This window comes from Rubricoccus marinus (genome assembly GCF_002257665.1).
Taxonomy (GTDB): Bacteria; Bacteroidota; Rhodothermia; order Rhodothermales; family Rubricoccaceae; genus Rubricoccus; species Rubricoccus marinus.
The window spans coordinates 160,093-184,026 of the sequence record NZ_MQWB01000001.1 but is presented as its reverse complement, the minus strand read 5'-3'; the positions used below and the strand labels follow the sequence as shown (position 1 = coordinate 184,026).

At 68.9% G+C, this 23,934-nt stretch carries 18 protein-coding genes, 1 tRNA gene and 1 pseudogene; 11 read left to right on the top strand and 9 right to left on the bottom strand.

Translation table 11 applies throughout. From position 1 onward, the window contains the following. Nucleotides 1–120 precede the first annotated feature (120 nt). The gene (locus tag BSZ36_RS00700) at nt 121–891 is read left to right on the top strand and encodes a sulfotransferase family protein (RefSeq protein ID WP_094545247.1); all 771 of its coding nucleotides are present in this window, start codon (nt 121–123) and stop codon (nt 889–891) included. On the opposite strand, the gene BSZ36_RS00695 is transcribed toward BSZ36_RS00700, so the two are convergent. Next, nucleotides 888–1,778, bottom strand: a complete 891-nt coding sequence (locus BSZ36_RS00695) for a hypothetical protein (RefSeq protein ID WP_094545246.1) — start codon at nt 1,776–1,778, stop codon at nt 888–890. The genes BSZ36_RS00700 and BSZ36_RS00695 overlap by 4 nt on opposite strands. Before the next feature lie 173 nt (nt 1,779–1,951). Here BSZ36_RS00695 and yajC point away from each other — a divergent pair, with 173 nt between their 5' ends. The 3 genes from yajC (at nt 1,952) to BSZ36_RS00680 (ending at nt 4,305) form a co-directional block, all read left to right on the top strand. After that, the gene (yajC, locus tag BSZ36_RS00690; RefSeq protein ID WP_094545245.1) at nt 1,952–2,248 is read left to right on the top strand and encodes a preprotein translocase subunit YajC; all 297 of its coding nucleotides are present in this window, start codon (nt 1,952–1,954) and stop codon (nt 2,246–2,248) included. Nucleotides 2,249–2,389: 141 nt separating this feature from the next. After that, nucleotides 2,390–3,685, top strand: coding sequence for a bifunctional 3,4-dihydroxy-2-butanone-4-phosphate synthase/GTP cyclohydrolase II (locus tag BSZ36_RS00685; RefSeq protein WP_094545244.1), 1,296 nt, complete (start codon nt 2,390–2,392; stop codon nt 3,683–3,685). Beyond that, a complete protein-coding gene (locus BSZ36_RS00680) occupies nt 3,682–4,305 on the top strand; it encodes a hypothetical protein (protein ID WP_094545243.1) in 624 nt (207 codons plus the stop codon). The genes BSZ36_RS00685 and BSZ36_RS00680 overlap by 4 nt, the downstream gene beginning before the upstream one ends. A gap of 286 nt (nt 4,306–4,591) precedes the next feature. Here the strand turns inward: BSZ36_RS00680 and topA are convergent, their stop codons facing one another. The 5 genes and pseudogenes from topA to BSZ36_RS00655 all read right to left on the bottom strand — a co-directional run bounded on the left by topA (nt 4,592) and on the right by BSZ36_RS00655 (nt 10,713). Further along, nucleotides 4,592–7,282 carry a type I DNA topoisomerase gene (topA, locus tag BSZ36_RS00675; protein WP_094545242.1) on the bottom strand — a complete coding sequence of 897 codons (2,691 nt, stop codon included), beginning with the start codon at nt 7,280–7,282 and terminating at the stop codon, nt 4,592–4,594. Between the two features lie 150 nt (nt 7,283–7,432). After that, entirely contained in the window at nt 7,433–8,311 is an 879-nt protein-coding gene (locus BSZ36_RS00670) for a DUF4097 family beta strand repeat-containing protein (protein ID WP_094545241.1), read from the bottom strand. A gap of 131 nt (nt 8,312–8,442) precedes the next feature. Next, the gene (locus BSZ36_RS00665; RefSeq protein WP_094545240.1) at nt 8,443–9,336 is read right to left on the bottom strand and encodes a cell division protein FtsX; all 894 of its coding nucleotides are present in this window, start codon (nt 9,334–9,336) and stop codon (nt 8,443–8,445) included. A 205-nt stretch (nt 9,337–9,541) separates the two neighbouring features. Then, nucleotides 9,542–10,638 (bottom strand): annotated as a pseudogene (locus BSZ36_RS19965) (PfkB family carbohydrate kinase). A 1-nt stretch (nt 10,639) separates the two neighbouring features. Next, nucleotides 10,640–10,713, bottom strand: a tRNA-Val gene (locus BSZ36_RS00655). 223 nt (nt 10,714–10,936) lie between these two features. On the opposite strand from BSZ36_RS00655, the gene BSZ36_RS00650 reads away from it, so the two are divergent. Beyond that, nucleotides 10,937–13,594 (top strand): M36 family metallopeptidase, encoded by a 2,658-nt coding sequence (locus BSZ36_RS00650; protein WP_094545239.1) that lies wholly within the window; start codon nt 10,937–10,939, stop codon nt 13,592–13,594. 101 nt (nt 13,595–13,695) lie between these two features. Here BSZ36_RS00650 and BSZ36_RS00645 read toward each other — a convergent pair whose 3' ends face one another. Continuing rightward, on the bottom strand, nt 13,696–14,658 hold the full coding sequence (locus BSZ36_RS00645; protein WP_218827501.1) for an RsmB/NOP family class I SAM-dependent RNA methyltransferase: 963 nt from the start codon (nt 14,656–14,658) through the stop codon (nt 13,696–13,698). A 128-nt stretch (nt 14,659–14,786) separates the two neighbouring features. Next, the gene (locus BSZ36_RS00640) at nt 14,787–17,384 is read right to left on the bottom strand and encodes an acyl-CoA dehydrogenase (RefSeq protein WP_094545238.1); all 2,598 of its coding nucleotides are present in this window, start codon (nt 17,382–17,384) and stop codon (nt 14,787–14,789) included. A 290-nt stretch (nt 17,385–17,674) separates the two neighbouring features. Between BSZ36_RS00640 and BSZ36_RS00635 the strand changes: the two genes are divergently transcribed. The 6 genes from BSZ36_RS00635 to BSZ36_RS00610 all read left to right on the top strand — a co-directional run bounded on the left by BSZ36_RS00635 (nt 17,675) and on the right by BSZ36_RS00610 (nt 21,413). Continuing rightward, the gene (locus BSZ36_RS00635; protein ID WP_094545237.1) at nt 17,675–18,640 is read left to right on the top strand and encodes an oxidoreductase; all 966 of its coding nucleotides are present in this window, start codon (nt 17,675–17,677) and stop codon (nt 18,638–18,640) included. 306 nt (nt 18,641–18,946) lie between these two features. Continuing rightward, the gene (locus BSZ36_RS00630) at nt 18,947–19,240 is read left to right on the top strand and encodes a hypothetical protein (protein WP_143536696.1); all 294 of its coding nucleotides are present in this window, start codon (nt 18,947–18,949) and stop codon (nt 19,238–19,240) included. Nucleotides 19,241–19,382: 142 nt separating this feature from the next. After that, nucleotides 19,383–19,742 carry a hypothetical protein gene (locus BSZ36_RS00625; RefSeq protein WP_094545235.1) on the top strand — a complete coding sequence of 120 codons (360 nt, stop codon included), beginning with the start codon at nt 19,383–19,385 and terminating at the stop codon, nt 19,740–19,742. Nucleotides 19,743–19,890: 148 nt separating this feature from the next. Then, nucleotides 19,891–20,283, top strand: a complete 393-nt coding sequence (locus BSZ36_RS00620) for a hypothetical protein (protein WP_094545234.1) — start codon at nt 19,891–19,893, stop codon at nt 20,281–20,283. 147 nt (nt 20,284–20,430) lie between these two features. Next, nucleotides 20,431–20,898: a hypothetical protein gene (locus BSZ36_RS00615; RefSeq protein WP_094545233.1), complete on the top strand. Its 468-nt coding sequence runs from the start codon at nt 20,431–20,433 to the stop codon at nt 20,896–20,898. Between the two features lie 164 nt (nt 20,899–21,062). Then, entirely contained in the window at nt 21,063–21,413 is a 351-nt protein-coding gene (locus BSZ36_RS00610; RefSeq protein ID WP_218827500.1) for a hypothetical protein, read from the top strand. Nucleotides 21,414–21,477: 64 nt separating this feature from the next. Here the strand turns inward: BSZ36_RS00610 and BSZ36_RS00605 are convergent, their stop codons facing one another. Further along, nucleotides 21,478–23,571 carry a prolyl oligopeptidase family serine peptidase gene (locus tag BSZ36_RS00605; protein WP_094545232.1) on the bottom strand — a complete coding sequence of 698 codons (2,094 nt, stop codon included), beginning with the start codon at nt 23,569–23,571 and terminating at the stop codon, nt 21,478–21,480. Between the last annotated feature and the right edge of the window lie 363 nt (nt 23,572–23,934).

Sequence of the window (23,934 nt, the reverse complement as noted above, 5' to 3'; positions counted from 1 at the left end):
CGGAGCCGCGAGCCTACGCGCGTGCTGTGCCAGCCTCGTGTCACCGCCGAGCCTCTGGCGCCCGAAGCGGTTGGATCGCCCCCTCGGCGCGTAGGTTCGCGGCCGACTCCCCGCGCTCTCGTGACGCTCCACCGCCTCCGCCTCGCTCTCCAGACCGAGCCCAAAAAGCTCCTCAACCGCCTCGGCCTCCGCCAGAGGCCCAAGGTGTTCGCGGTCGGCTTCAACAAGACCGGGACGACATCGCTGCACGTCCTGTTCAAGTCGCTCGGCCTCCCGGCCAGCCACGGCCCCCTCTGGCGCACTGGCGACCGGGCGACTCTCCGCGCGCACGACGCCTTCAGCGACGGCATCCCGGGCGACATCGCGGCGCTCGACGCGGCGCACCCCGGCGCGGCGTTTATCCTTCAGGTGCGGGACCTCCAGAGTTGGGTCATCAGCCGGCTCGGGCACATCGCGCGCAAAAAAGCTGCGGGCAACTTGCCGGGCGGCGGGCCCAAGTGGGACGTGACCGAGTTCGCCGTCCGCGCCTGGATCGAGGACCGCAACGCGTACCACCTCGCCGTTCTGGAGCACTTCCGCCAGAGGCCAGACGACCTGCTGGTGATCAACTACATCCGCGAGCCCGACGCCGCGGCGCGCGTGGCGGGCTTCCTGGGCTTCGACGCGAGCGCGCAGAAGCCGCGCTTCAACGCCGCCCCGAAGCGGCAGCCGCCGGAACACTTCGCGGCCCTGCTGGACCGCGCCCTCGCCGGCCTCGGCATCCCGGACGCCGAGGCCGACTACGACCTCTACTGCCCCAGCTTGCTCGCCTCTGGCGAAACTCCGCCGTGGCCGCCGGACACGTCCATGATGGAGCGCACGCCAGAGGCCGCCGCCCGCGCCCGCTCCTAGCGCGCGGCGATGACCTCGACGAGCGCGCGGATCATGCGCGCCTGCTCTTCGCGGTGGCCGTGCTGCGCCTCCACGTTGACGTACGGGCGCCCGTTCTGCGCGGCCCAGACCGAGAGCGAGCCGTCGTCGGTCGCGCGGGCGTTGTCTTGCAAGACCGCGTTGAAGCCTCTGGCGACGAGCGCGTCATAGAGCGCGCGGTCGGTGACGAAGAAGAAGTCGTCGGGGTCGGTGCCAGGGTGGAGCGTGACGGCCTCGGCGTCGGCTTCGTAGGCGCCGCCAGAGGCGTAGGAGGCCACGGAGTAGTTGTCCTCGGTGTTGTTGTGCAGAGTGACGACCACCGCCGGGTCGAGGTCGGTGTACGCCTTGAGGACGGAGGCCGCGAAGGTCTCCAGGGCGGCCTCGGCCTCTGGCGTGGCGCGCGAGAGCGACGCGAGGGTTTTGGCGCGGCCCGCGTCGGTAAACATCCGGTTGGGGTCGGCGGCGAAGCGCTCGCCCCCGACGGTGAACGCGAGGTTGCGGTCGCCGGAGTGCTGGAGCTCGACGACCCAGCCGCCCGTCTCGCGCGTGACGTCCAGCGCCGCGTCTACGGACGTGCTCTCGTCGTCGTGAAGGTTGAGCATGTGGATCGCCTCTGGCGTGCCCTCGCGCCCGAACGCCTCACGTCTCGCGATCCGCACCGGCGTCTCCCCGGCGTTTACGTCCCAATAGCCTACGCTCGTGGTGCCTGGCCCGACAGGGACCGAAACCTCGGTGCCCGGCTTGGCCTCTGGCGAGACCACGAGCGTGTCCGCGCGGCGGTCGGACGGGTCGCCAGAGGCGCTGGGCTTGTCGGTCTGCGCGCAGGCGGGCGCAACGGCGAAGACGAGGAGGAGCGGGAGGGCGCGCATCGGGAGCGGAGAGATCGGGAGAGCAAGAAACGACCATCGCGCGCGATTCGCCTCTGGCGACGCCGGCGTCTCGCTGGGAGGAGGCCAGAGGCCCGTCACCGCTTCTGCGCTCTGACTTCTGACGCCTCTCGCAGAGCCCCCGGTATCTTCCGCCAAACCACTCCCCCACCCCGATGCTTTTGCTCCTCCTGCTCCAAGACGCCGCGCCGGGCGGTTTCGCCCTCGGCGGACTGCTGTTCCCGCTGCTCATCCTCGTCGTCTTCTACCTCTTCCTGATCCGCCCGCAGCAGACGCGCGAGAAGAAGCGCCGCGCGATGATCGACGAGCTCAAAAAGGGCGACCGCGTGGTCACGGCCGGCGGCATCCACGGGACCGTCCTCAAGGTCGAGGACACGAGCCTGCTCGTGGAGGTGGACCAGAACACCAAGCTGCGCTTCGAGAAAAACGCCGTGACCGGCAAGGCGGCCTAGCGCCAGAGGCGCACCGAGGCCTCTGGCGGTGGCTCCAGCCCAACGGCAACGCCGCGCCAGAGGCGCACAGCGAATCCGCGAACCTCGCGGCGGACCTCGGGCGTTGGCCCCCAAACAACACGCCGCAGCGCGGTACGACCCATGGCTGACAACTCGCCCCGCCCTGGCGGAGAGACCCGGTTCGACACCATCGAGGACGCCATCGAGGCCGTCCGCAATGGCAAGCTCGTCGTCGTGGTGGACGACGAGGACCGCGAGAACGAAGGCGACCTCATCGGCGCGGCCGAGTTGGTCACGCCGGAGTCCGTCAACTTCATGGCGCGAGAGGCCCGCGGGCTGATGTGCGTCTCGCTCACGCGCGAGCGCGCCGCCGCGCTGGACCTGCCCATGATGGAGCAGGCCAACACGTCGCTGTTCGACACGCCCTTTACGGTCTCGGTCGACTACCGCCACGGGACGACGACCGGGATCTCCGCCGCCGACCGCGCCGCGACGATCCGCGCGCTCGCCGCGCCAGAGGCCACGCCGACGGACTTCGCGCGGCCCGGCCACATCTTCCCGCTCCGCGCCACGCCCGGCGGCGTGCTCCGCCGCGCAGGCCACACCGAGGCCGCCGTGGACCTCGCCCGCCTCGCCGGCCTACGGGCCTCTGGCGTCCTGATCGAGATCCTCAATGAGGACGGGAGCATGGCGCGCGTGCCGGACCTCCGCTCTTTCGCTGACACGCACGGCCTGCTCCTCGTCACCATCCAGGACCTGATCGCGTACCGGATGCGGACCGAGAAGCTGGTCCAGAAGCTCGTGGAGGTAGACATGCCGACCGCGCACGGCGACTTCAGGCTCGCGGCCTACGAGGAGGTCCTGACGGGCGACAACCACCTCGCGCTGATGAAGGGCGGGCCGTTCTCGCCAGAAGAGCCCGTCCTCGTTCGCGTCCACTCGCAGTGCGTCACCGGCGACATTTTCGGCTCGGCGCGGTGCGACTGCGGCGACCAGCTCGCCGGAGCGATGCAGCAGATCGAGCGCGAGGGTCGCGGCGTGGTCCTCTACATGAAGCAGGAGGGCCGCGGCATCGGGCTGATCAACAAGCTCAAGGCTTACAACCTCCAGAGCCAGGGCATGGATACCATCGAGGCTAATGAGGCGCTCGGCTTCAAGATGGACCTCCGCGACTACGGCATCGGCGCGCAGATCCTCTCGGACCTCGGCGTGGGCCAGATGCGGCTGATGACCAACAACCCCCGCAAGCGCGTGGGGCTGGGCGGCTACGGCCTCGAAGTCGTGGAGCAGGTGCCGCTGGAGATCGCGCCCGGCGAGCACAACGCGAAGTACCTCGCCACCAAGCGCGACCGCATGGGCCACAAGCTCTCGCTCGGCGACGGCTTCTCCTCGCACGATTCCGACGTGCTCGGCTCCATCCTCGACTCCGACGCATGACCCGCACCCTCGCCCTCGCCGCGCTCTTGCCTCTGGCGGCATGCGGCTCTGATTCCGCCTCTGGCGACGCCCCTGCACCTCAGGTACCCGTCGCTGACGCCCCGCCGGACACGCTCGCGCAAGAGGCCTCGAGCGAGGAGTGGCCGCTGGCGAAGGCCGGCACGATCCGCGTGGAAGGAACGGAGCAGCCCACCACGCTCACGCTCGTGCGCGAGGAGGGCTTCCCGATTCCCTTCGCGACCTACCGCCCCGAGGGCATGACCTCGGACTGGGGCGCGAGCGACGAGGGCGCCGGCGCGCACTTCTTTCTCGGCGACGCTACGCTCACCATTTTCGTCCCCTCTCGCGACCCCGGCGACCTCGCCGCGTGGGCGAGCGAGACCGCCGAGTCCATGGGCGAACCGTCCCAACTCGACGCCTTCCCCCGATGGGTGGACGCCGCGTACTCCTTTGGCGGCGTGGACGTGACCGGCTCGGTCCGCGCCGGGCGGCACAACGGCCGTGCGTTCTACGTCCTCGAAACGATGCCGCTGGAGATGGGCGACGGCTTCGCGCCTCGTGCCGAGACCGTCCTCCGCGAGTGGCGCTGGCTGGACACGGGAACGGGCTTCGGCGAGTAGTCTCTGACGCCAGAGGCCAGGGCCACAAGTGGGACGGTCTCAGCACCATCCCGTCTGTCGTTCCCGCGCAGGCGGGATTCCCGAGCGTCGGGGACGCCTCCCGCGCTGTTCTGCCTCTGAGTACGCACAGGAGAGCGCTTCCCTCTCCAGACGCCCGAGTGTCTGGTGCTACTGCAGCACCCTGACTTCGCTCCGAAGCACCCCACACGCAAAAGCCCCTGGCGCCACACGGACGCCAGAGGCTTCGTCATTTGAGCGCGAGGCACAGGTCCCTGGCGCCAGAGGCTCAGGAGGCCTTCTTCGCCGGTGCGGCCTTCTTGGCTGGGGCCTTCTTTGCGGGCGCCTTCTTGGCCGCCGGTTTCTTCGCCGTCGGCTTCTTGGCGGCCGGCTTTTTCTTGGCCGGGACTTTCTTCGCGGCGGGCTTCTTCTTCGCCGCCTTCTTCTTGGGCTTGGAAGCTGCCTTTGCGTCGATAAGGCCGATAGCCGTTTCCAGCGTCACCTCCATCGGGTCTGTGCCCTTGGGGAGCGTCGCGTTCGTCTTGAGGTGCTTCGCGTACGGGCCGTAACGGCCGCTACGCACCTCGATGGGCTCGCCGGTTTCGGGGTGGTTGCCGAGCACGCGGAGCGGCTTGTTCTTCTCGTGCTTCTCCGCCAAGAGCTGGAGCGCACGCTCCAACCCGACCGTCAGCACGTCGTCGCCGTCGGCGGGCTTGAGGCTGGCGTACGTGCGGTTCTGCTGCACGTACGGGCCGTAGCGGCCGATGCTCGCCTTGATGTCGTCGCCGGTTTCGGGATGCTGGCCCAGCGTGCGTGGCAGGCCCACGAGCGCGATGCCCATGTCGAGATCCACGTTCGCGGGGTCCGTCCCCTTCGGGAGCGACATCCGCTTGGGCTTGGCGCCTCCTTCCTCGTCGTCGCCGAGCTGGACGTATGGGCCGTACGGTCCGTTCTTGAGCAGCACGGGCTGCTCGTGCTCAGGATGGATCCCGAGCACACGGTCCTGGCTCGCGGCGTTGAGCACGTCGGAGAGCATCTCCTGGGTCACGTCGGCCGGGGCCCACTCGCCGGGGATGGACTTGGTCTCACCTTTGCTCGTGTCCTCCGTGTACGGCCCGTAGCGGCCCACGCGGATCACGAACGGCTCCCACTTTTCGTGCTTGAGCGACGACACCTCTTTGGGGTCGATCTCGCTCAGGCGCGTCTCGATGCGTTGCTCCAGCCCGTCGGCGCCGTTGAAGAAGCGCTCGAGGTAGGGCGCGCGCTGTTCGTCGCCAGAGGCGATCTGGTCCAGCTCCTCCTCCATCTTCGCCGTGAAGCCGGTGTCGACGAGCTTCTCGAAGTTGCGCTCCAGGAGTTGGTTCGTCGCGAGGCCCGTAAACGTCGGCGTCAGCTGCGAGCCCTTGCGGGTCACGTAGCCGCGGTTGACGATAGTGTCGATGATGGAGGCGTACGTGGACGGGCGGCCGATGCCGGCGGCTTCGAGTGCCTTGACGAGCGAGGCGTCGGTGAAGCGCGCGGGCGGCTTCGTCTCGTGCCCGATGGGCTCCACGTTTTTGCAGCCGGGCGTGTCGCCTTCGGTGAGCTGCGGCAGCGGCGTGTCGCGGTCGTCCAGCGCGGCATCCGGGTTGTCCTTGCCTTCCACGTACGCGCGGAAGAACCCGGGGAAGACGATCACCTGGCCGTTCGCGCGGAACGTGCTCTGGTCGTCCGTTCCCTCGGCGGCGAGGATCTCGGCGCGCGTGCGGAGAAGCTGCGCGTCCGCCATCTGGCTCGCGACCGTCCGCTTCCAGATCAGGTCGTAGAGCTTGGCCTCCACGCCGCTCAGGCCGAGCTGCTTGGAGGTCTTCATCTCCGTGCCCGAGGGCCGGATGGCCTCGTGGGCCTCTTGCGCGTTGCGCACCTTGCCTGAGAACTGGCGCGGCGTGGGCGAGAGGTACTCGGACCCGTAGCGCTCCTCGACGGACCGGCGCGCGGCGCCGATGGCCTCGCTGGAGAGCGTCGGCGAGTCGGTACGCATGTAGGTGATGAGGCCCTGCTCGTAGAGCTTCTGCGCCACGCGCATGGCCTGACGGGCGGGCAGCCCCAGCTTGCGGTTCGCCTCCTGCTGGAGCGTAGACGTGATAAACGGCGCCGCTGGCGTCCGCTTCGCCTTTTTCTGCTCCACCTCGCTTACGCGCCACGAGGCCTTCGCGAGGCGTTCCGCCAGAGGCTTGGCCGTGGCCTCGTCCATCTGGAGGGCCTTCGACTTCGGCTTGAGCTTGCCGGTGTTCTCGTCGAAGTCCTTGCCGGTGGCCAGCTTCTGGTCACCGTAGTGCGTCATCTTGGCGTCGAACGCCGTGCCGCCCTGCTCCAGCGTGGCCGTGAGGTCCCAGTAGGACGCCATGACGAAGTCCAGCCGTTCCCACTCGCGCTGCGCGAGGACGCGAACGGCGACGGACTGCACGCGCCCGGCCGAAAGCTTGGGCGCGATCTTTTTCCAGAGCACGGGCGAGACGCTGTAGCCCACCAGCCGGTCCAGGATGCGCCGGGCCTCTTGCGCGTCAACGAGCCGGGTGTCCACCTCGCGGGTGTCGTCCAGCGCCTTCAGGATGGCGGCCTTGGTGATCTCGTGGAAGACCATCCGCTTGACGGGCACCTTGGGCTTGAGAACCTCCAGGAGGTGCCAGCCGATGGATTCTCCCTCGCGGTCTTCGTCCGTCGCGAGGTAGAGCTCGTCGGCGTCCTCGAGGGCGTCCTTGAGCATCTTGACCGTCTTCTTCTTGTCGCTCGGGACGACGTAGAGCGGCTCGAAGCCGTCCTTGACGTTGACGCCTAGGCGCGCCCACTTCTCCTTTTTGACCGCGGCGGGGATCTCCGCCGCAGACGAGGGCAGGTCTCGCACGTGGCCCATGGACGCCTCCACCTGGTACCCGGCGGGCAGGAACTTGCGGATGGTCCGGGCTTTGGTCGGGGACTCGACGACGACGAGGCGCTTCATATAGTGGGGCTCTGTGTGTTTCTGTCTCAAGCTACGCGGGAGCGGCGTCAACGCTCCGGCACCGCGCGCGGCGCGCCGTTTCTTGACGCGCCAGAGGCCTCTAGCTGACGGGTGAGAGGCGGGACGCCCCTAGCCTCTGGCGTCGGCGGCTCAGGGGGCGGGCGTCACGCCAGAGGCGCGCGCGGAGTCGCGGCGGAGCGTGTCCTGCGGCGTCAAGACGGTTTGGCGGGCGGCCTCGGACTCGGCCGCGGGCTCTTTGTACTGGAGGATCTCGATGTTGCCGGCGTCGGTCTGCGCCTCGATCCTCGCCTGCCCCTCTCCGAGTTGGGCTCGGAAGTCGACGCCCGCCGGGCCGCCGCTCTGGCGGACGTCCGAGAACGTGAGCGCGGGGTCGAGGTCCAGCGCGCCGGCGCGGCTCTCGGCATCGACGCGGACGGACGCCGCGGCGGGCAGCAGGAGCAGGAGGTCCCCCGCGCCGGACTCAAGGCTCCACCGGCCCTCGGCGGGGATAAACGCGGCGCCAGCGTGGATGTCGCCGGCGCTGGAGGACAGCACGACGCGGGCGCTTCGGAGGTGATCGGCGCGGATCTCGCCGGCGCCGGTCTCGGCGTCCAGCGTGCCCCGGAGGCCGTTCGCGGTGATGTCTCCCGCGCCGAGCCGCACCACGACGTTGGTCGCCAGAGGCACGCGCACCTTGGCGTCCACGGTCACGTTCGGGTTGTCGGCGTCCGTGCGCCACACGAACTGGTACGTCGCCCCGTCGCCGGCCTCTTCGATCCGGATGTCCTCAAGGCGTGCCTCGGCTTGGCGGTCCGTCGTGCCCATCGCGCGCTTGGTGAAAACGACCTCGGCCTCCTGGAGCCCGATCACAGCCGTGACGCTTACGTCGCCCGCGAAGCCGTCGAGGACGAGCTCGCGGTTGTCCAGGCGGACCGCCCTCGTTTCCTCGGCCGTGGCCTCGTTGCTGTCGATGCCGCCGGTCTGGCAGGCGGCGAGGAGAAGGATGGGAAGGAGAAAGAGCGCGCGCATGAGACGATAGGAAGAGATGGGGAGGCCGCGCGTCGGGCGGGCACCCGTCTCTCACGCCTCCACGCCTCTCGCGATCCGCAGGGCCCGAATCCTCATGCCCGAGCCGCTCTCGCCAGAGGCCTCTGGCGGGATCAGGCGGAAAGGCGCACCTCGCGAATAAAGCGGCGCACGGCCACCCACGACGCGAAAAGACCGAGCACGAGGCCGAGCACGACGCAGACCCCGAACGTCGCCAGAGGGTGCCCGCCGGGCCAGCCGACGTCCGCCACGCCGGTCTGGCGGAGGTAAGCCAGGAGGATGGCGTACAGCCCCCACAGCGTTCCGCCCGCGAGCGCGCCAGCGGCCAGGCCCTGAATGCCGCCTTCGACGAGGAACGGGCGCCGGATGAATCCACTCGTGGCGCCGACAAGCTTCATCGTGCGGATCAGCATCCGGCGCGCGTAGATGGACAGCCGGATCGTGTTGCCGACGAGGAGAAGCGCCGCGAGGACGACGAGAAACCCGATCCCGAGGCCGATGCTGCGAATGGCCGAAAGGCGGCTTTCGAGGGTTTGGAGCAGGTCCAATTCGTAGTTCACGTCCGCCACGCGGTTCCAGGACTTGACGCGGGCGGCGGTCCGCTCCAGGCTATCGGGCGAGGCGTAGTCCCCCTGAAAGCGGACGCGGAAAGACGCCGGGAGGTTGGCGTCGTCGTCGAACAGCGTCGCGCCCTCGCCGAACTCCTCGCGGAAGATGCGGGACGCCTCGGCGGTGGAAACGTAGCGGAGCGAATCCGCGCCCGGGAGCCCCGCGAGGCGCTCCTGCATGCGCGTCGTGCCATCGCCGTCCAGCGGGTCCAGGTACACCTCGATCTCGCCCGCGCTCTCCCTCAACTCCTCGGCTGCGCTCTGCACCAGCCACCCGACAAGCGCCGTCATCCCGATCAGGACGAGCGCGACCGCGAGCGCGGCGATAGAGGCAAAGGCGGCGAACTTGGCGCGGCTGAATCCGGCAAGCCCCTCTCGGAGGGCGTAAGGCAGTGCCAAGGCGGGGGATGGATGGGTGTGCGCGAAGGTACCGCGCCCGATGGCGTGTGTCTCGCTCGGGAGGAAACCCGGCCTCTGGCGCGCGCCCGGATGCTGTCAGGCAGAGGGAGCGTGACGCCTCTGGCGCCAGAGGCGCCGATCTCCAGCGCGTCTTACCCCGGTGCGGCGGGGGACCTCTCCGCGCACGGCGGGGTCCCCCACAGCCTTACCGCTCGACGCGGCCCGAGCCGGAGCCCTGCGCGAGCTTCGACACCTCGGACGCACTTGTCAGGTTGAGGTCACCGGGGATCGTTTGCTTCAGGGCGCTTGCGGCCACGGCGAAGTTCAGCGCCTCCTCCGCATCGCTCATCGACGCGAGGCCGTGGATGAGGCCAGCGGCGAAGCTGTCGCCGCCGCCTACGCGGTCCACCAGGCGGACATCGTACTGCCGGCTCCGGACGGCCTGCGCCAGAGGCTCCGACGCGCCGGCGCCGCCGAGCAGCATCGCGCTCCACCCGTTGTCGCTCGCGCTGTGGCTCTCGCGCAGCGTGATCGCGACGGCGTCGAAGCCGTACTCGTTCTGAAGCGCGTCGGCCAGGCGGGCGTAGCCAGCCTCATCCAATTCGGCGTCCTCGGCGGCGTCCGCGCCCGAGCCCTCGGTCCGCATGCCCAGCGAGCGGTCGGCGTCCTCCTCGTTGGCGATGCACACGTCCACGTGCTTCATGAGAGGGCGCATGACCTCTTGCGCTTCTTCTGTGGTCCACAGCTTAGAGCGGAAGTTGAGGTCGCAGGAGACGGTCGCGCCGGCGTTCTTGGCGGCCGAGAGCGCTTGGCGGAGCGCCGCCAGAGGCTTCGAGCCCAGCGCGGGCGTGATCCCGGTCCAATGGAACCAGTCCGCACCCTCCAGCGCGGCGTCCCAGTCCACGTCGCCCGGCTCGATCTCGCTCACGGCGCTGTTCGCGCGGTCGTAGATGACCTTGCTCGGCCGCTGGCTCGCGCCGGTCTCCAGGAAGTAGATGCCCACCCGGTCGCCGCCTCTGGCGACGAAGCGGGTGTCCACGCCGTAGCGGCGGAGTTGGTTGACGGCCGCCTGCCGATCTCGTGCGTGGGCAGCTTGCAGACGAAGCGCGCGTCGTGCCCGAAGTGGGCCAGGGAGACCGCGACGTTGGCCTCTCCCCCACCGTAGGTGGCGTCGAAGCGGTCGGATTGGGTAAAGCGCGAGAAGCCCGGCGTGGAGAGGCGGAGCATGATCTCGCCGAAGGCGACGACAGTTGCCCTTCGCAAAAACGCCTCCCGCACCGACGTGGTGGGGAGGCGTTGCATGTGGGCCCTGATGGATTTGAACCATCGACCTCTCGCGTGTGAGGCGAGCGCTCTAAACCCCTGAGCTAAGGGCCCGAAACCGGCCGCCGCGCGATCGAATCGCGAGCGGCATCGTGGGACAACCTAGCCCGCCTCTGGCGACGGACGCAAGACGCCCCGTGTGGAGATTCCATCGGTCTGGAGCCGCGTGGGTGGCCTCTGGCGCCAGAGGCTCGCCACATACGGTGTGCACACAGGTTGCACACAGCGCCACCTCTGCGTTACTTCACACCACGTACTTCCACTACAGGCTTCCCCTATGCGCATCCGTTACGGACTCGCCGCACTGCTGGCTTTGCTCCTCTCCGCGCCCACGATGGCGCAAGAGTCGGCCGCCATCGTCGCGGCAAAGCACCACTTCCGCACCCAGTCGCCCGCCGCTTTTGCCGCCGACGACCTCGCCGACCTCCACGCGACGGACGCGTACCTGGACCGCCGCACCGGCGCGACCAACGTGTACCTCGCGCAACGGTACGCGGGAATCGAGATCTGGGGGACCGTGGCGCCCGCAGCCGTCTTGCCGAGTGGGAAGGTGCATGCCCTCGCGCCGGCGTATCACAGCCGTCTCGCGACGCGAGTAAACACCACGGCTGCGCAAGTGGCCTCTGGCGCGGCGGTCTCCGCCGCCGAGGCGTACGTGCGCCGGTTCGAGAGCGCGCAGCCAACGGGCCCCGTCGTGACGACCGACGCCCCCGGAGCACCTAGCCCGAACGCGCCCATCACGTTTGAGGCCAGCGAGCCACAGCTGATCTACCAGCCCACCGACAGCGGCGCGCTGCGCCTCGCCTGGGCAACGACGCTCTCGTCCCAGAACGGCCCCCTCCAGTTGGTCACCGTCCGCGTAGACGCCGTCACCGGCACGGTCCTCGGCGTGGACGACCACGTCGCGCGCGACCAGTGGCCCGCAAAGCCTGTGGCGCCCGAGGCCCCGGTCTCCCTCGCGCCTCTGGCGCCAGAGGCGTCGATGCCGCTTGCGGCCGCTCGCGCGGGCTCCTACCGCGTGATTCCGTGGCCCGTCGAGAGCCCCAGCCACGGCGACTACGCGCTCGTCACGGACCCCGCCGACCCTACGGCGTCGGAGCTAGGCTGGCACGACACCGGCTCGCAGCAGTTCACGACCACCCGCGGTAACAACGTCTGGGCCTACCTCGACCGCGATGACAACGAGGCCGCCGATGTCGGGACGGCTCCCGAGGGCGGGGCTTCGCTCACGTTCGACGTGCCATACACGACGAACCGCCAGCCGCGCGAGAACATCGACGCCGCGACGATCAACCTGTTCTACTGGGGCAACGTCTTCCACGACATCACCTACCAGTACGGCTTCGACGAGGCCGCCGGCAACTTCCAGGTCAACAACTTCGGCCGCGGTGGCGCGGCCAACGACCCCGCGTTCTTGGAGACCCAGAGCGGCGCGGACGTCTGCAACGAGACCAACCCGTGCGTCAACAACGCGAACTTTGCTACCCCCCGCGACGGTAGCTCCGGGCGCATGCAGATGTACGAGTGGAGAGGCGCAGCGGCCTTCAACGTTTCAGCCCCCTCGACGGTCGCCGCCGCCTACCCGGCTTCAGCGGCTCTCTTCGGGACCGGCGCGACGGTGTCCGGCGCCATCGTGACGACCACAACGTCGGGCGGTATTGCCAGCCGCGGGTGCACCGCTGCCGACATCGCGAACGCGGCGGCGGTTGCGGGCAACATCGCGCTCATCGAGCGCGGCGGATGCTCCTTCACGACCAAGGTGCGCAACGCGCAGGCCGCTGGCGCGATCGGCGCCGTGATCCACAACAACGACCGGAAGGGAGAGGGCGAGGACGGCTCGCCAGAGGACCTCGTCGGCATGTCCATCGGGGCCACCGAGGCGGATGACATCACGATCCCGTCGCTCTTCGTGCAGAACAGCACCGGCCTACTGCTTCGCCAGCGCGAGGGCGCGGCCGGCTCGCTGACGCTTCAGGTGCAGCGCGATAGCGGCCTGGACGCCGGCGTCGTCGCGCACGAGTTCGGCCATGGCCTTTCAACGCGCCTCACGGGCGGGCCGAGCCAGAACGGCTGCCTCTCTAACCAGGAGCAGATGGGCGAGGGCTGGAGCGACTACTACGGCCTCCTGACCACGATGGAAACCGCCGACGATACGCCCCGCGGCATCGCGACGTACCTGTCGTTCGAGGGCACCGACGGAGGTGGAATCCGCCCGGCGCGCTACACGCGCGACATGAACGTCAACCCGCTCACCTACGAGGACGTCATCACGCGTGCTGGCGTGGCGGGTAGCGGGATCTCCATCCCGCACGGCCTCGGTAGCGTCTGGGCGACGGTCCTCTGGGACATGACGCTGGACCTCGTGGACGAGTACGGCTTCGACCGCGACGTGTACGACGCCGACGGCGGCAAGGGCAACCAGATCGCGATGAACCTCGTCACGCAGGGGCTCAAGCTCCAGCCGTGCCTCCCGGGCTTCGTCTCGGGCCGCGATGCGATCCTGAACGCGGACACCCTGCTCTACAACGGGCGCAACTCGGACCTGATCTGGGCCGCGTTCGCGCGCCGCGGGCTCGGAGTAGGCGCAAGCCAGGGCCTGACCTCCAACGCCAACGACGGCAACTCGGACTTCAACCCGCCCACGGTTTCCCGTGAGAGCGGCCCGAACGCCTCTGGCGCCCGCCTCGTCGTTACCGGCCCCAACCCGGTGCGCGGCACCACGGCGCTGAGCCTCTCGCTGGTCTCGCCAGAGGCCGTGACGGTGCACGTGGTGGACCTGCTCGGCCGGAGCGTGCAGACGCTCCACGACGGGCCTCTGGCGGCGGACCGCCACACGGTGGAGTTGGACGCGAGCGGCCTCGCGCCGGGCGTGTACGTCGTGCGCGCGCAGGGCGAGACGTTCTCCGCCGCGCAACGCGTGACGGTCGTCCGCTAGGCGCCCGGTCGCTCTTAGACCTCGCGAGCCCCGCTGCCTCTTTGGGCGGCGGGGCTCACGTATTAGAAGCCTCTGGCGCCAGAGGCGCCGGGCCGCAGAGGCTAGGCGCGGACCGTTGACGCGTGCTTCGCGATCCGCGCGACAAAGAAGCCTTCCAGCAGCCCGTCCGGGAGGACACGGCGCGCGAGGCGCACGCTCTCTGGAAACGTTTTGCCGCTCCACGCGGCCATTCCGGGCATCGTGGCCTCCGCCAGAGGCCCAGAGGTGGGCAGCCCCGCGTCCACGATCTCGATCTTGTCCCCGAACGTCTTGAGCGCCTTGGCGAGCACGGCCTCGTTCTCCTCTGGCGCGAACGTGCACGTGGAGTAGACGAGCGTGCCGCCGGGCTTGAGCGCCATGATGGCCGAGAACAGGAGGCGCCACTGCACCCGGCGCATCTCGTTGATCTTGCGCTTGCTCCAGTAGCGCGTCGTCTCCGGATCGTCCGCGAGGAAGCGGCCTTCGGTGGAGCACGGCACGTCCACGAGGACGCGGTCGAAGGCCTCGGTTTCGGATTGCCACACGCGCGAGCCGTCCCCCTGCCACGCGGTCACGCAGGTCGCGCCCTGGGCCTCCATGTTGGCTTTGAGCTTGTAGAAGCGCCCCCTCACCTTCTCCATCGCGACGATCTCGCCGCGGTCCTCCATCATGGCCGCGAGTTGGCCGGTCTTGGAGCCGGGCGCGGCGCACAGATCCAGCACGCGCTCTCCGGCCTCTGGCGCGAGCAGGTGCGGCGGTAGCTGGCTGGAGGCGTTCTGCACGTAGAGCGCGCCGCGCGCGTAGGCGCCAGAGGCGAGCAGGGCCGCGCGGTCCTCGGCGCGGTACGCGCCTGGAATGCCCTCGATGGGCTCGAAGCCGACGCCCTCGGCCTTTAGCTCGGCCATCGTCTCCGCCTCTGGCGCCACGAGCGGGCACGCGCGGAAGGCCGTCGCGCCGGGCGTCTCGAACGTGGCGAGAACGGCGTCCAGGCGCTCAGGCGGCAGGATGGCGCGGAGGCGGTCGAGGAAGAGGTCTGGGAGAGCCAACAGGAGACGGGAGCGGTGAGGCCTGAAGATCGCGCGCGCCAGCGGCCTCTGGTGCCAGAGGCCGCGCCCATGCAAAAACCGCCGGCGTGCGGACACACCGGCGGCTCAGGAAGGCGTCAGGACGTGGGCTACGCCGCCGGGTCCTCGGTTTCGACCGCGGCACCGTAGGCCACCGCTCCCGCGTCGACGGCCGAGCCATCGCCGGAGGCACCGACCGGGGCGCCGTCGCCAGAGGCCTGTGGCGAGCCGGCGATCGCCGTCGGCGTGACTGAAGCGGGCGAGACCGCGGAGGCGAAGTAGTCCTCGTTGTCGAACGAGTCCACCTGGATGGCGTCGGCGCGGGCGTCCTCGGCGCGCTTGAGGAGTTGGGCCTCTTGCGGGGAGATCACGCCGGCCTCGACGGCCTGCGGGATCAGCGTGGCCGGGTGCGCCTTGGGGAGCTGGCGCGAGCGGATCGCGTCCTTCACCTTCCGGACGACGACCTCGGCCTCGGCGCAGATCGCCATCGCGTTCTCGAAGCGGCCGAGCGTGTGGTCCGGGTCCATCGTGGTGAACACGCCGCCGAAGAGGCGGTCGCGCTGCTCGCCGGGCACCTGCATGGCCGCGGCGACCTTGTGGCCGGTCTTGTCGGACGGCATCCCGCCGATGCGGTTGAAGCGGCTCCACGCAGCGAGAGGCCCACGGAAAAGCCACGTGGCGCCGGGCACCTGGAGGTTGGCGAACAGGCCGTCAAAGGCGTCCTGGATCTGCGCGAAGGCGTAGTCCATGCTCCACTGCATAAACGCCACGTCCTCTTTGCGGCGGCCTTCGGCCTCGAACCGCGCGAGAACGGCGGTCCCGAAGTACATCCACGAGAAGATGTCGGCGAAGCGGCCGGTGAGCTTCTCCTTGCGCTTGAGGTCGCCGCCGAGCGTGCCCATCGCGAGATCCGCGAGGAACGCGAACGTGGCCGAGGACCACTGCATCTTGCGCCAGTAAGGCGCGGCGGGGCCGCTCACGGGCGAGCCGGCGAGCCAGCCGCGCGAGAGGCTGAGGCCGATGCCGCGGAACGCGTTGCGGATCACGTGGCCGATGTGCGGCCAGAAGGCGGCGTCGAACGCTTTCACGTCGCGGTTCTGCAGCGCGACCATCTCCTTGAGCGCGTACGGGTGGCAGCGGATCGCGCCCTGCCCGAACACCATGAGCGTGCGCGTGAGGATGTTGGCGCCCTCCACGGTGATGCTGACGGGGATGCCGATGTAGGCGCTCGCGAGCGGGTTGCGGGGGCCGCGCGAGATCGCGTTGCCGCCGAGGATGTCCATCGCGTCGTTGACGGCTTTGCGGAACAGCTCGGTGGTCTGGTACTTCATCATCGCCGTGACCACGGCCGGCGCGGCGCCGCTGTCTAGCCCGCCGTTGGTGTACCGCCGGGCGGCCTCCATCGTGTAGGCCCAGCCGCCGATCCGCGCCAGAGGCTCCTCGATGCCCTCGAACTTGCCGATGCTCAGGCCGAACTGCTTGCGGATCAGCGAGTGCGCACCCGCGACGCGAGCGGCCTGCTTGACGCCCGCGGTGGCGGAGGCGGGCAGCGAGATGCCGCGGCCTGCGGCGAGACTCTGCATGAGCATCCGCCAGCCGCGTCCCACGCCCTCGGTTCCGCCGATCACGGCGTCTTCGAGCTTGACGACGACGTCGTGGCCCTCGGTCGGACAGTTCCAGAACGGGACGCCGAGCGGGTCGTGGCGCTTGCCGAGGACGACGCCCTCGGTCGTGGTGGGCACGAGCGCGCAGGTGATGCCGAGGCTCTCACCCTTGCCCAGCAGGTTCTGCGGGTCGAAGAGCTTGAACGCGAGGCCGAGCACGTCGGAGATGGCGGCAAGCGTGATGTAGCGCTTACGCCAGTTGAGCTTGATGTAGAGCTCGCCGTCGTCGCCGCGGAAGACCTCGCCCTTGGAGGAGATCGCGCCGGCGTCGCTGCCCGCGCCGGGCTCGGTCAGGGCGAACGAGGGGATCGCCTCGCCAGAGGCCAGGCGTGGCAGCCAGTAGTCCTTCTGCGTCTGGGTGCCGAAGTGGCTCAGGAGCTCGGCCGGGCCGAGCGAGTTGGGCACCATGACGGTGATACCGAGCGTGCTGGACGCGCTCGCCACCTTTGCCACGACGGCGCTGTTGAGGCTGGGCGAGAAGCCGTGACCGCCGTACTCCTTCGGGATGATGAGACCGAAAAAGCGGTCCGCCTTGAGCTTGTCCCAGAGCGCCTCGGGGAGATCGCGCCGCTGCCAGATCTCCCAGTCGTCCGTCATCGCGCACAGATCCTCGACGGGGCCGTCCAGGAACGCCTGCTCCTCTGGCGTGAGGCCGGCGTAGGCCTGCGAGAGGAGCCGGTCCGTGTCCGGCTTGCCGGAGAACAGCTCGCCCTCCACCCAGACCGTGCCGGCGTCGATGGCCTCCTGCTCCGTGCTGGAGATGGTGGGGAGGAACTGGAGCTTCTCCATCAGCCCCATGACCGCGCCGGAGAGCGCGCGCCGGACCGGCGTGATGAGGAAAACGGCCGCGAGGACGGCAAACACGACGATCGCCCAGACGGGCGCGCCGAAGCCGACGAGCGCGACGAGCCCCGCGGCGGCCCAGACCGCCAGAGGCGCGCCCGTAAAGCCGAGCGCGAAGAGCACCAGCACGATCCCGAGGACCGCGGCCCAGGTGGGCGTGAACGCGCTGAAGGCGCCGTGGAGGGAGTCGAGTACGTCCATGTCGGTTTACAGTGTTAACCCGGAGGGCTGAGCGGGGGCCTCTGGCGGGTGCGGGCGCACGCGAGTAGCCGGGAGGCGCCCGCGCGTATGCAGAAGGTTAACAGTGTAAACCACAGCTCTCTGTTACGCAAGCGCTTCGCGCGTCCCCCCCACGCGAGGCGTCCCCACGATGGCCCCTGGCGCAGACGGTGCCGGCGGCCGGCACTCTCGCCAGAGGCCCGCCCCCGACGGGGCGCGACGGAAACCGCGGGGCCTCTGGCGGGTGCGGGCCTCTCCCCTCCCCCGCACGCATGTCCGACTCCGTTTCCTGGGCGCTGACCCACCTTCCCCGCCAGACCGGACGCACCGCCATCGTGACCGGCGCCAACTCCGGGATCGGGCTTGAAGCCTCGCGCGCGCTCGCGGCGCTGGGCGCGCGTGTTGTCATGGCGTGCCGCAACCTGGACAAGGGCAACGCGGCGCGGATGGACATCAAGAGCACGGTCCCAGGAGCCGACGTGGAGGTGCGGCACCTCGACCTCGCGGACCTCGCGAGCGTGGAGGCCTTCGCCGCCACCTTCACCGCCACCTCGACGGCGCCAGAGGGCCCGGGCGATGGGCTCAAGCAGCGCGTGGACCTGCTGGTCAACAACGCGGGGGTGATGGCGTTGCCCGAGCGGCGCGAGACGGCGGACGGCTTCGAGATGCAGTTCGGCACCAACGTGCTCGGGCACTTCGCGCTTACGGCGCGCCTGCTGCCGCACCTGCTAATGCCGCCAGCGGCCCGCGTGGTGTGGCTCAGCAGCATCGCGCACCGCGAGGGGCGGATCCACTTCGACGACCTCAACAGCGAGGCACGCTACGACCCGTGGACGGCGTACCGGCAGAGCAAGCTGGCCGACCTCATGCTCGCGCTGGAGATGCAGCGGCGGCTGACGGACACGGGCGCGGACGCGATCAGCGTGGCGGCGCACCCGGGCATCTCGGCTACCAACCTCGCGACGGACATGATGAGTGGCTCGCCCATCCGCGCGATGCTAATGGGGCCGCTTATCAACCTCGTGGCGATGCCGCCATGGAGGGGCGCACTCCCCACGCTCGCCGCCGCCGCCTCGCCAACGGTCCAGCCCGCGGATTACATCGGACCGGACGGCTTCCGCGAGATGCGCGGCACGCCGACGCGCGCGGAGATCATGCCGCAGGCCCGGGACGAGGAGGCGGCGCGGCGCCTCTGGCGCGCGTGCGAGGAGGCCACAGGCCTCGCGATGCTGAGCTAGCCTCTGGCGCCAGAGGCCGTGGCCGAGTGCGGCGTTTCGGCCGCGAGGCCAGAGGACGACGCCGGAGCCATGGCGGCGTTTGGGCAGCGCCCGGGGCGATTCATGCTTGCGTTCTCGTTTGCGCAGGCGTTCCTTCACATTCCGCTTCCCGGATGTTCTGACGCATGAAGTGCGGAAACCGTCGCTTCATGCCGCCCAGCTTCCGCCTTTTGTCCCGATTCCGGACTTCAACCGGCACTCAGTGCCGCTGAAGTATTAGTTAGGCGGCCACTACCTTAGCGTATGGCAAAAGAGAGATTCAAGAGCGTGATCCGACTCGATGCGCCGCCGCCAGGCGAGCGGTTTCTGATCCGCGCGTCAAACTTCTCTCTGAACGACTTCGGGACATGGGCGGAGCAGTTCAAACCGGCAGACGAGCACGGCATGACGAAGTTCTACGAGTTGGTCGTGAGCCGCGAAGACCTACTCTCTTTGCTGGATGCAACCGGAATGCACTGCGCCATTCAGCGTGTGCCGTCTCTCCCGGACTTCGAACGCCTCTATCTCCGTAAAGGCCGCGGCACTGGCTTTCAAGCTGCCCTTACCGCCGTGGCTGCCTAACTCGCCGCTGCAAGCCGACGAAGGGCGTCAGCGCTCCCGGCTCGTCCGAGCGTCGGCGCTACTTTCGCTTCGTCCGATAATCAAGCCCTCAGCCCTTCGCGGTTGAGCGGCCATCTGTTCTGCGGCGGCTCTGCCTTAGCCGATGATCGACCTATACATCGCAAAGTCGCTCGCGGTCAGCTTCGGCGTCGAGGACTATTCTGGCCTCTACGAGGTCATCTGGGGCCTCAACTCTCAGTACCCGGAGATCAATCAAGAGACAAAGGTCCGGGCGGCTGACAGAGCCATGCGCTCCTTGCTCGACATGGGGCACGTCCGGTTTCACAGCGGTCCCGAGGGGCCAACCGAGGAAACAATGCCAACCGTCAAAGCACTCGGCGTGCTCGACGACCCAGCAGTCTGGAAGCCGCCGCTCGAACGGTCAGGGCTCCCGCTGTACTGGTTCACCGCGACGGATGCAGGCGGTGACGCGCTTGAGCGAGGCGAGTACAGTTCGCTCTGACTGCCGCCGCCGCAGAACTCGCCGCTGCGGCCGACCGCCCGGCCAACGTCGTTGCCCTGTTCAGGTTCACCACCTACTTTCGCCTCGGCCGAGCGCGTCGCCACTCGGGCGGCGGCAGAGCGGCCAGCTGTTCTACCGCGCTCTTGCTATGCCAGACCCGGTCTCAGTAGAGAAGGCGTTGCGCGTCGGGACGGCAACAGTAGGCATCCCCGTGATGCTGATCATGGTCGTCCCTCTGGGCCTGTTCGTCGTGTTCGGGGAGCGCCTCGGCCTCACGGGCTTGTTTGGCCTCGCCGCCATCGTTGTGCCCATCGCGCTTGCCTGGTTGTGGTGGTCTGTCTACTTGCCCCGCTGGCGGGTCTGGGCGCTTGAAAGGGTCACAAGTCCGGCAGACCGGGAAGAACTGATCGCTCGCGCAATCGAGGGCAACCTCATGTGGGCCCCGGGCCACTTCTTCGAGAGGACGGAGATCAAGTCCGGGCGCGTCCGCGAGCGCGAGCGTGCCGTGGGTTGGCACGAGATCCGTGACTCCGCGCGGTAGAACTCACCGCTACAGGCCGACCCCAAGCGCCAGCGTCTCGGTTCCACCGGGCTTCGGCGTCTCCGTAGCTTCGGGCTACCGTCGCGCCCTTAGCTTGGGGCGGCTGAGCGGTCCACTGTTCTGCAGCCTCCCGTCGCTACCCTCGTCATGGAATGGGAAAAGGTCCAATTGGCGTTCGAGTGGGATGGAAGCTGGCGCGACATCTACGTCCTTGATTCCTCACTCGACGACTGGCAACGGCTCCTCGACTTCCTCAGGACCAGCCGCTACAACCTGACGTTCAAGCGGGCGTCGGTCGAACCGATTCCGGTTCATGCGGCGGAAGCGTTTGGTGGACCAGACGACGTGCGCCCGCTGCTGCAGATAGACGTGGACGGGATCGTAGTGAACAGCCACTTCTTCGCCAAGGAAGAGATAGAGTTCGACCTCGACCCGCGCGAGGTGGAAGTGTCAGCGGACGCAGAGGCCGTGTTCGAGTTCATGGCAGGCATAGGCCGCGCGTTGAGCAAGCCGGTCATCTTGACGCCCGAGAACATGAGCGAGCTTGCGCTGATCGCCTACGATCCCGCTACGGACGAGCTACAAAAGCTGCGCGAGTTCGGCGGGCTGCTGTGATCCGGCTGCAGAACCCGCCACTGCAGGCCGACCGCACGCCGTAGCGTTTTCGCCTCGTTCTGGCATCGCGTATCCTCCGCTCCGAACCATCGCCAGCGGCCGTTGCCCTTCGCGGGTGAGCCGCATTCTGTTACACGGCACTCCCCATCCTCTCGCTACCGGACATGACCGAGTTGTGGTGCTGGCGGTGCCAGCAGGAGATGCCGATGCTGGACGAAGACGAGTGGCCCGAGATGGCCGCTGCCCTACGACGCGGCATCCGCAACATCAAAGCGCGACGGCAGGCGACCGGCGCCAGCTTGGCCGAGGTGACGGAGGGAGACAAGTTGCAGGCCCAGTACGCCGAGGCGCTCGACCTGTACGAGCGGCTAACGGGCTATCGTGAGACGAACCCTCTCGCGCTGCACCACCACCGAGTATCGATCTACGGCCCTCCGTGCCAGACGTGCGGCAAACCTCTCCGCACGCCGCAGGCTAAACTCTGTGCAGCGTGCGGTGCCCGCCGTGCCGCCTAACCCGCGGCTGCACGCCGAAGAGGGGCTAGCGCCTTCGCGCCGTCTGGCCTCTGGCGCCAGAGGCTCAGCCCCCGAGTTGGCGCCAGAGGTAGCTGTAGATGGACGCCCACATCGTCGCCTGCTGCGCGGGCGTGACGCCGGAGCCGTGGCCGCCCTCGGTGTTCTCCACGTAGTCCACGTCGTAGCCCATGGCTAGCATCTTCGCCGCCATCTTGCGCGCGTGGCCGGGGTGGACGCGGTCGTCGCGCGTCGTCGTGGTGAACAGCGGGCGGGGGTAATCGGCGTCCTCGCGGAGGTTCTGGTAGGGCGAGTACTGCGAGATAAACGCCCAGTCCTCTGGGTTGTCCGGGTCGCCGTACTCCGCCATCCAGCTCGCGCCCGCCAGAAGCGTGTGGTAACGGCGCATGTCGAGAAGCGGGACCGAGATCACGACGCCGTTGAACAGGTCCGACCGCTGCGTCATAACGGTGCCCGTGAGCAGGCCGCCGTTGGAACCGCCGCGGATCCCGAGGTGCTCCGGCGAGGTGACGCCTCTGGCGATGAGGTCCTCCGCCACCGCGATAAAATCGTCGAAGGCGCGCTGGCGGTTTTCGCGCTGCGCCGAGCGGTGCCACGCCGGGCCGAACTCGCCGCCGCCGCGGATGTTGGCGAGCACGTACACGCCGCCGCGCTCCAGCCACGTCTTGCCGAGCAGACCGCCGTAGGACGGCGTCAGCGAGACCTCGAAGCCGCCGTAGCCGTACAGCTGCGTCGGGTTGCTGCCGTCCATCGCGAGGGCCTCTGGCGCGACGATGAAGTACGGGACGCGCGTGCCGTCGGCCGAGGTCGCCTCCCACTGCTGGACGCTCAGGCCGCTGGCGTCGAACTCGGCGGGGAGTTGCGTGACCTCTCGCGTGGTCCCGTCGCCAGAGGCGAGGTAGAGCGTCGTCGGCTGGAGGAAGGAGCTGTAGGTAAAGAAGAAGCGGTCGTCGTCGTCGCTCGTGCTCACCACGCTGACGCTGCCGAAGTCGGGCGCGTCCACCGTGCGCCCAACCCATTCGCCGCCCTCGAACCGGAACTGTCGGAGCTCGCCGTTGACGTTGTCCAAGAGCGAGACGAGGAACGTGTTCTTCGTGGACGAGGTGCCCTCGACGGTCTGGCGCTCGGTGGGCACGAAGACCGCCTGGAAGTCGCGGCTGCCGCCGAGGAACGCGTCGTAGTCGATGGCGAGAAGCGAGCCCGCCGTGTAGGCCTCGCCGCCGGCGTCCCAGTCCGAGCGGAGGTAGAGCGTCATGTGGTCACCCACGATGCCGGGGTCGGCGTCGAGCGGGAGGTCCAGCCGCACCAACTCGCCCTCGTGCATGACGTGGAGGGAGCCCTCGAAAAAGCTCGGCCGGTGCGCCACCGCGCCGATGATCTCGTCGCCGCGCTTGAGCGCGGACGCCCACGAGCCCACGTCCTCCGCTTCGCCCTCGAAGACCGTCTCGGCCTCCGCCAGAGGCGTGCCCCGCTGCCAGCGCTTGACCACACGCGGGTAGCCGGAGGTCGTCATCGAGCCCTCACCAAAGTCGGTCGCGACGAGCAGCTCGTCCTCGCTCAGCCACGCCACAGCGCCCTTGGACTCGGGCAGGGAAAAGCCGCTGGCGACGAACGTCTTGGTCGTGAGGTCGAACTCGCGGGTCTCGACGGCGTCGGCGCCGCCGCGCGAGAGGCGCACGAGGCAGCGCTCGTAGTCCGGTGCGAGGCAGGAAGAGCCCTTGTACGCCCAGTTCACGCCCTCGGCCTCGCCCAGCGCGTCGATGTCCAGGACGGTCTCCCACTCGGGCTCTCCGCCCAGGTAGCTCTCCCACGAGGTCCGGCGCCAGAGGCCGCGCTCGTTGTCCTCGTCGGTCCAGAAGTTGTAGAGCCAGTCGCCCATGATGGACGGGTACGCGATGCGGTCGTCGGACGTGATGACCTCCAGCGCGTCGGCGTAGAGCGCCTCGTACTCCGGCACGGCCTGCAGCGCCTCGGCGCTCCGGGCGTTTTGAGCCTCTACCCACTCCATCGCGCGCTCGCCCTCCACGTCTTCTAGCCAGATGTAGGGGTCGCCCGGCGCATCGGCGGGTTGCGCCTCTGGCGGGATTTGAGCAGCGACAGAGGTGGCGGTCATCGCGAGAAGGACGAGAAGGCGGCGCATGGCGGATGGGGCAGGACGCGCAAAGGTAGAACGGCTCCCAAGGCGCGGCTCACGCGAGGCCTCTGGCGCAACGCCCACGCCCGCAAAAAAGCGGGAGAGCACAAAAGGCTCCCCCGCTCTGGGTTCCGGCGCATCCCACCACGAAGACGCCGGAGCCGAGCGCCTGCATCTATCGCGCCATCCTCCCCCATGGCGCCGCTACGCCGCCGCCAGAGGTCATCTGCGCGACGCGAGAGCCGGTTGGATGCGCGCGTGAGACCTGGGCCTCTGCCTCGGCTCAGACCTCGCCAGAGGCGTATTGCGCCAGGGGCTCGCTCCGCCAGAGGCCTCTGGCGCCAACGAAAACGCCCCGCCCCTCACGCG

Excerpts from the sequence above, each read along its gene's own strand:
- BSZ36_RS00615 (WP_094545233.1), top strand. The coding sequence starts at position 20,431 with ATGGAATGGGAAAAGGTCCAATTGGCGTTCGAGTGGGATGGAAGCTGG.
- BSZ36_RS00650 (WP_094545239.1), top strand. The coding sequence starts at position 10,937 with ATGCGCATCCGTTACGGACTCGCCGCACTGCTGGCTTTGCTCCTCTCC.
- BSZ36_RS00620 (WP_094545234.1), top strand. The coding sequence starts at position 19,891 with ATGCCAGACCCGGTCTCAGTAGAGAAGGCGTTGCGCGTCGGGACGGCA.
- BSZ36_RS00635 (WP_094545237.1), top strand. The coding sequence starts at position 17,675 with ATGTCCGACTCCGTTTCCTGGGCGCTGACCCACCTTCCCCGCCAGACC.
- topA (WP_094545242.1), bottom strand. The coding sequence starts at position 7,282 with ATGAAGCGCCTCGTCGTCGTCGAGTCCCCGACCAAAGCCCGGACCATC.
- BSZ36_RS00695 (WP_094545246.1), bottom strand. The coding sequence starts at position 1,778 with ATGCGCGCCCTCCCGCTCCTCCTCGTCTTCGCCGTTGCGCCCGCCTGC.
- yajC (WP_094545245.1), top strand. The coding sequence starts at position 1,952 with ATGCTTTTGCTCCTCCTGCTCCAAGACGCCGCGCCGGGCGGTTTCGCC.
- BSZ36_RS00640 (WP_094545238.1), bottom strand. The coding sequence starts at position 17,384 with ATGGACGTACTCGACTCCCTCCACGGCGCCTTCAGCGCGTTCACGCCC.
- BSZ36_RS00605 (WP_094545232.1), bottom strand. The coding sequence starts at position 23,571 with ATGCGCCGCCTTCTCGTCCTTCTCGCGATGACCGCCACCTCTGTCGCT.
- BSZ36_RS00625 (WP_094545235.1), top strand. The coding sequence starts at position 19,383 with ATGATCGACCTATACATCGCAAAGTCGCTCGCGGTCAGCTTCGGCGTC.
- BSZ36_RS00670 (WP_094545241.1), bottom strand. The coding sequence starts at position 8,311 with ATGCGCGCGCTCTTTCTCCTTCCCATCCTTCTCCTCGCCGCCTGCCAG.
- BSZ36_RS00685 (WP_094545244.1), top strand. The coding sequence starts at position 2,390 with ATGGCTGACAACTCGCCCCGCCCTGGCGGAGAGACCCGGTTCGACACC.
- BSZ36_RS00680 (WP_094545243.1), top strand. The coding sequence starts at position 3,682 with ATGACCCGCACCCTCGCCCTCGCCGCGCTCTTGCCTCTGGCGGCATGC.
- BSZ36_RS00610 (WP_218827500.1), top strand. The coding sequence starts at position 21,063 with ATGACCGAGTTGTGGTGCTGGCGGTGCCAGCAGGAGATGCCGATGCTG.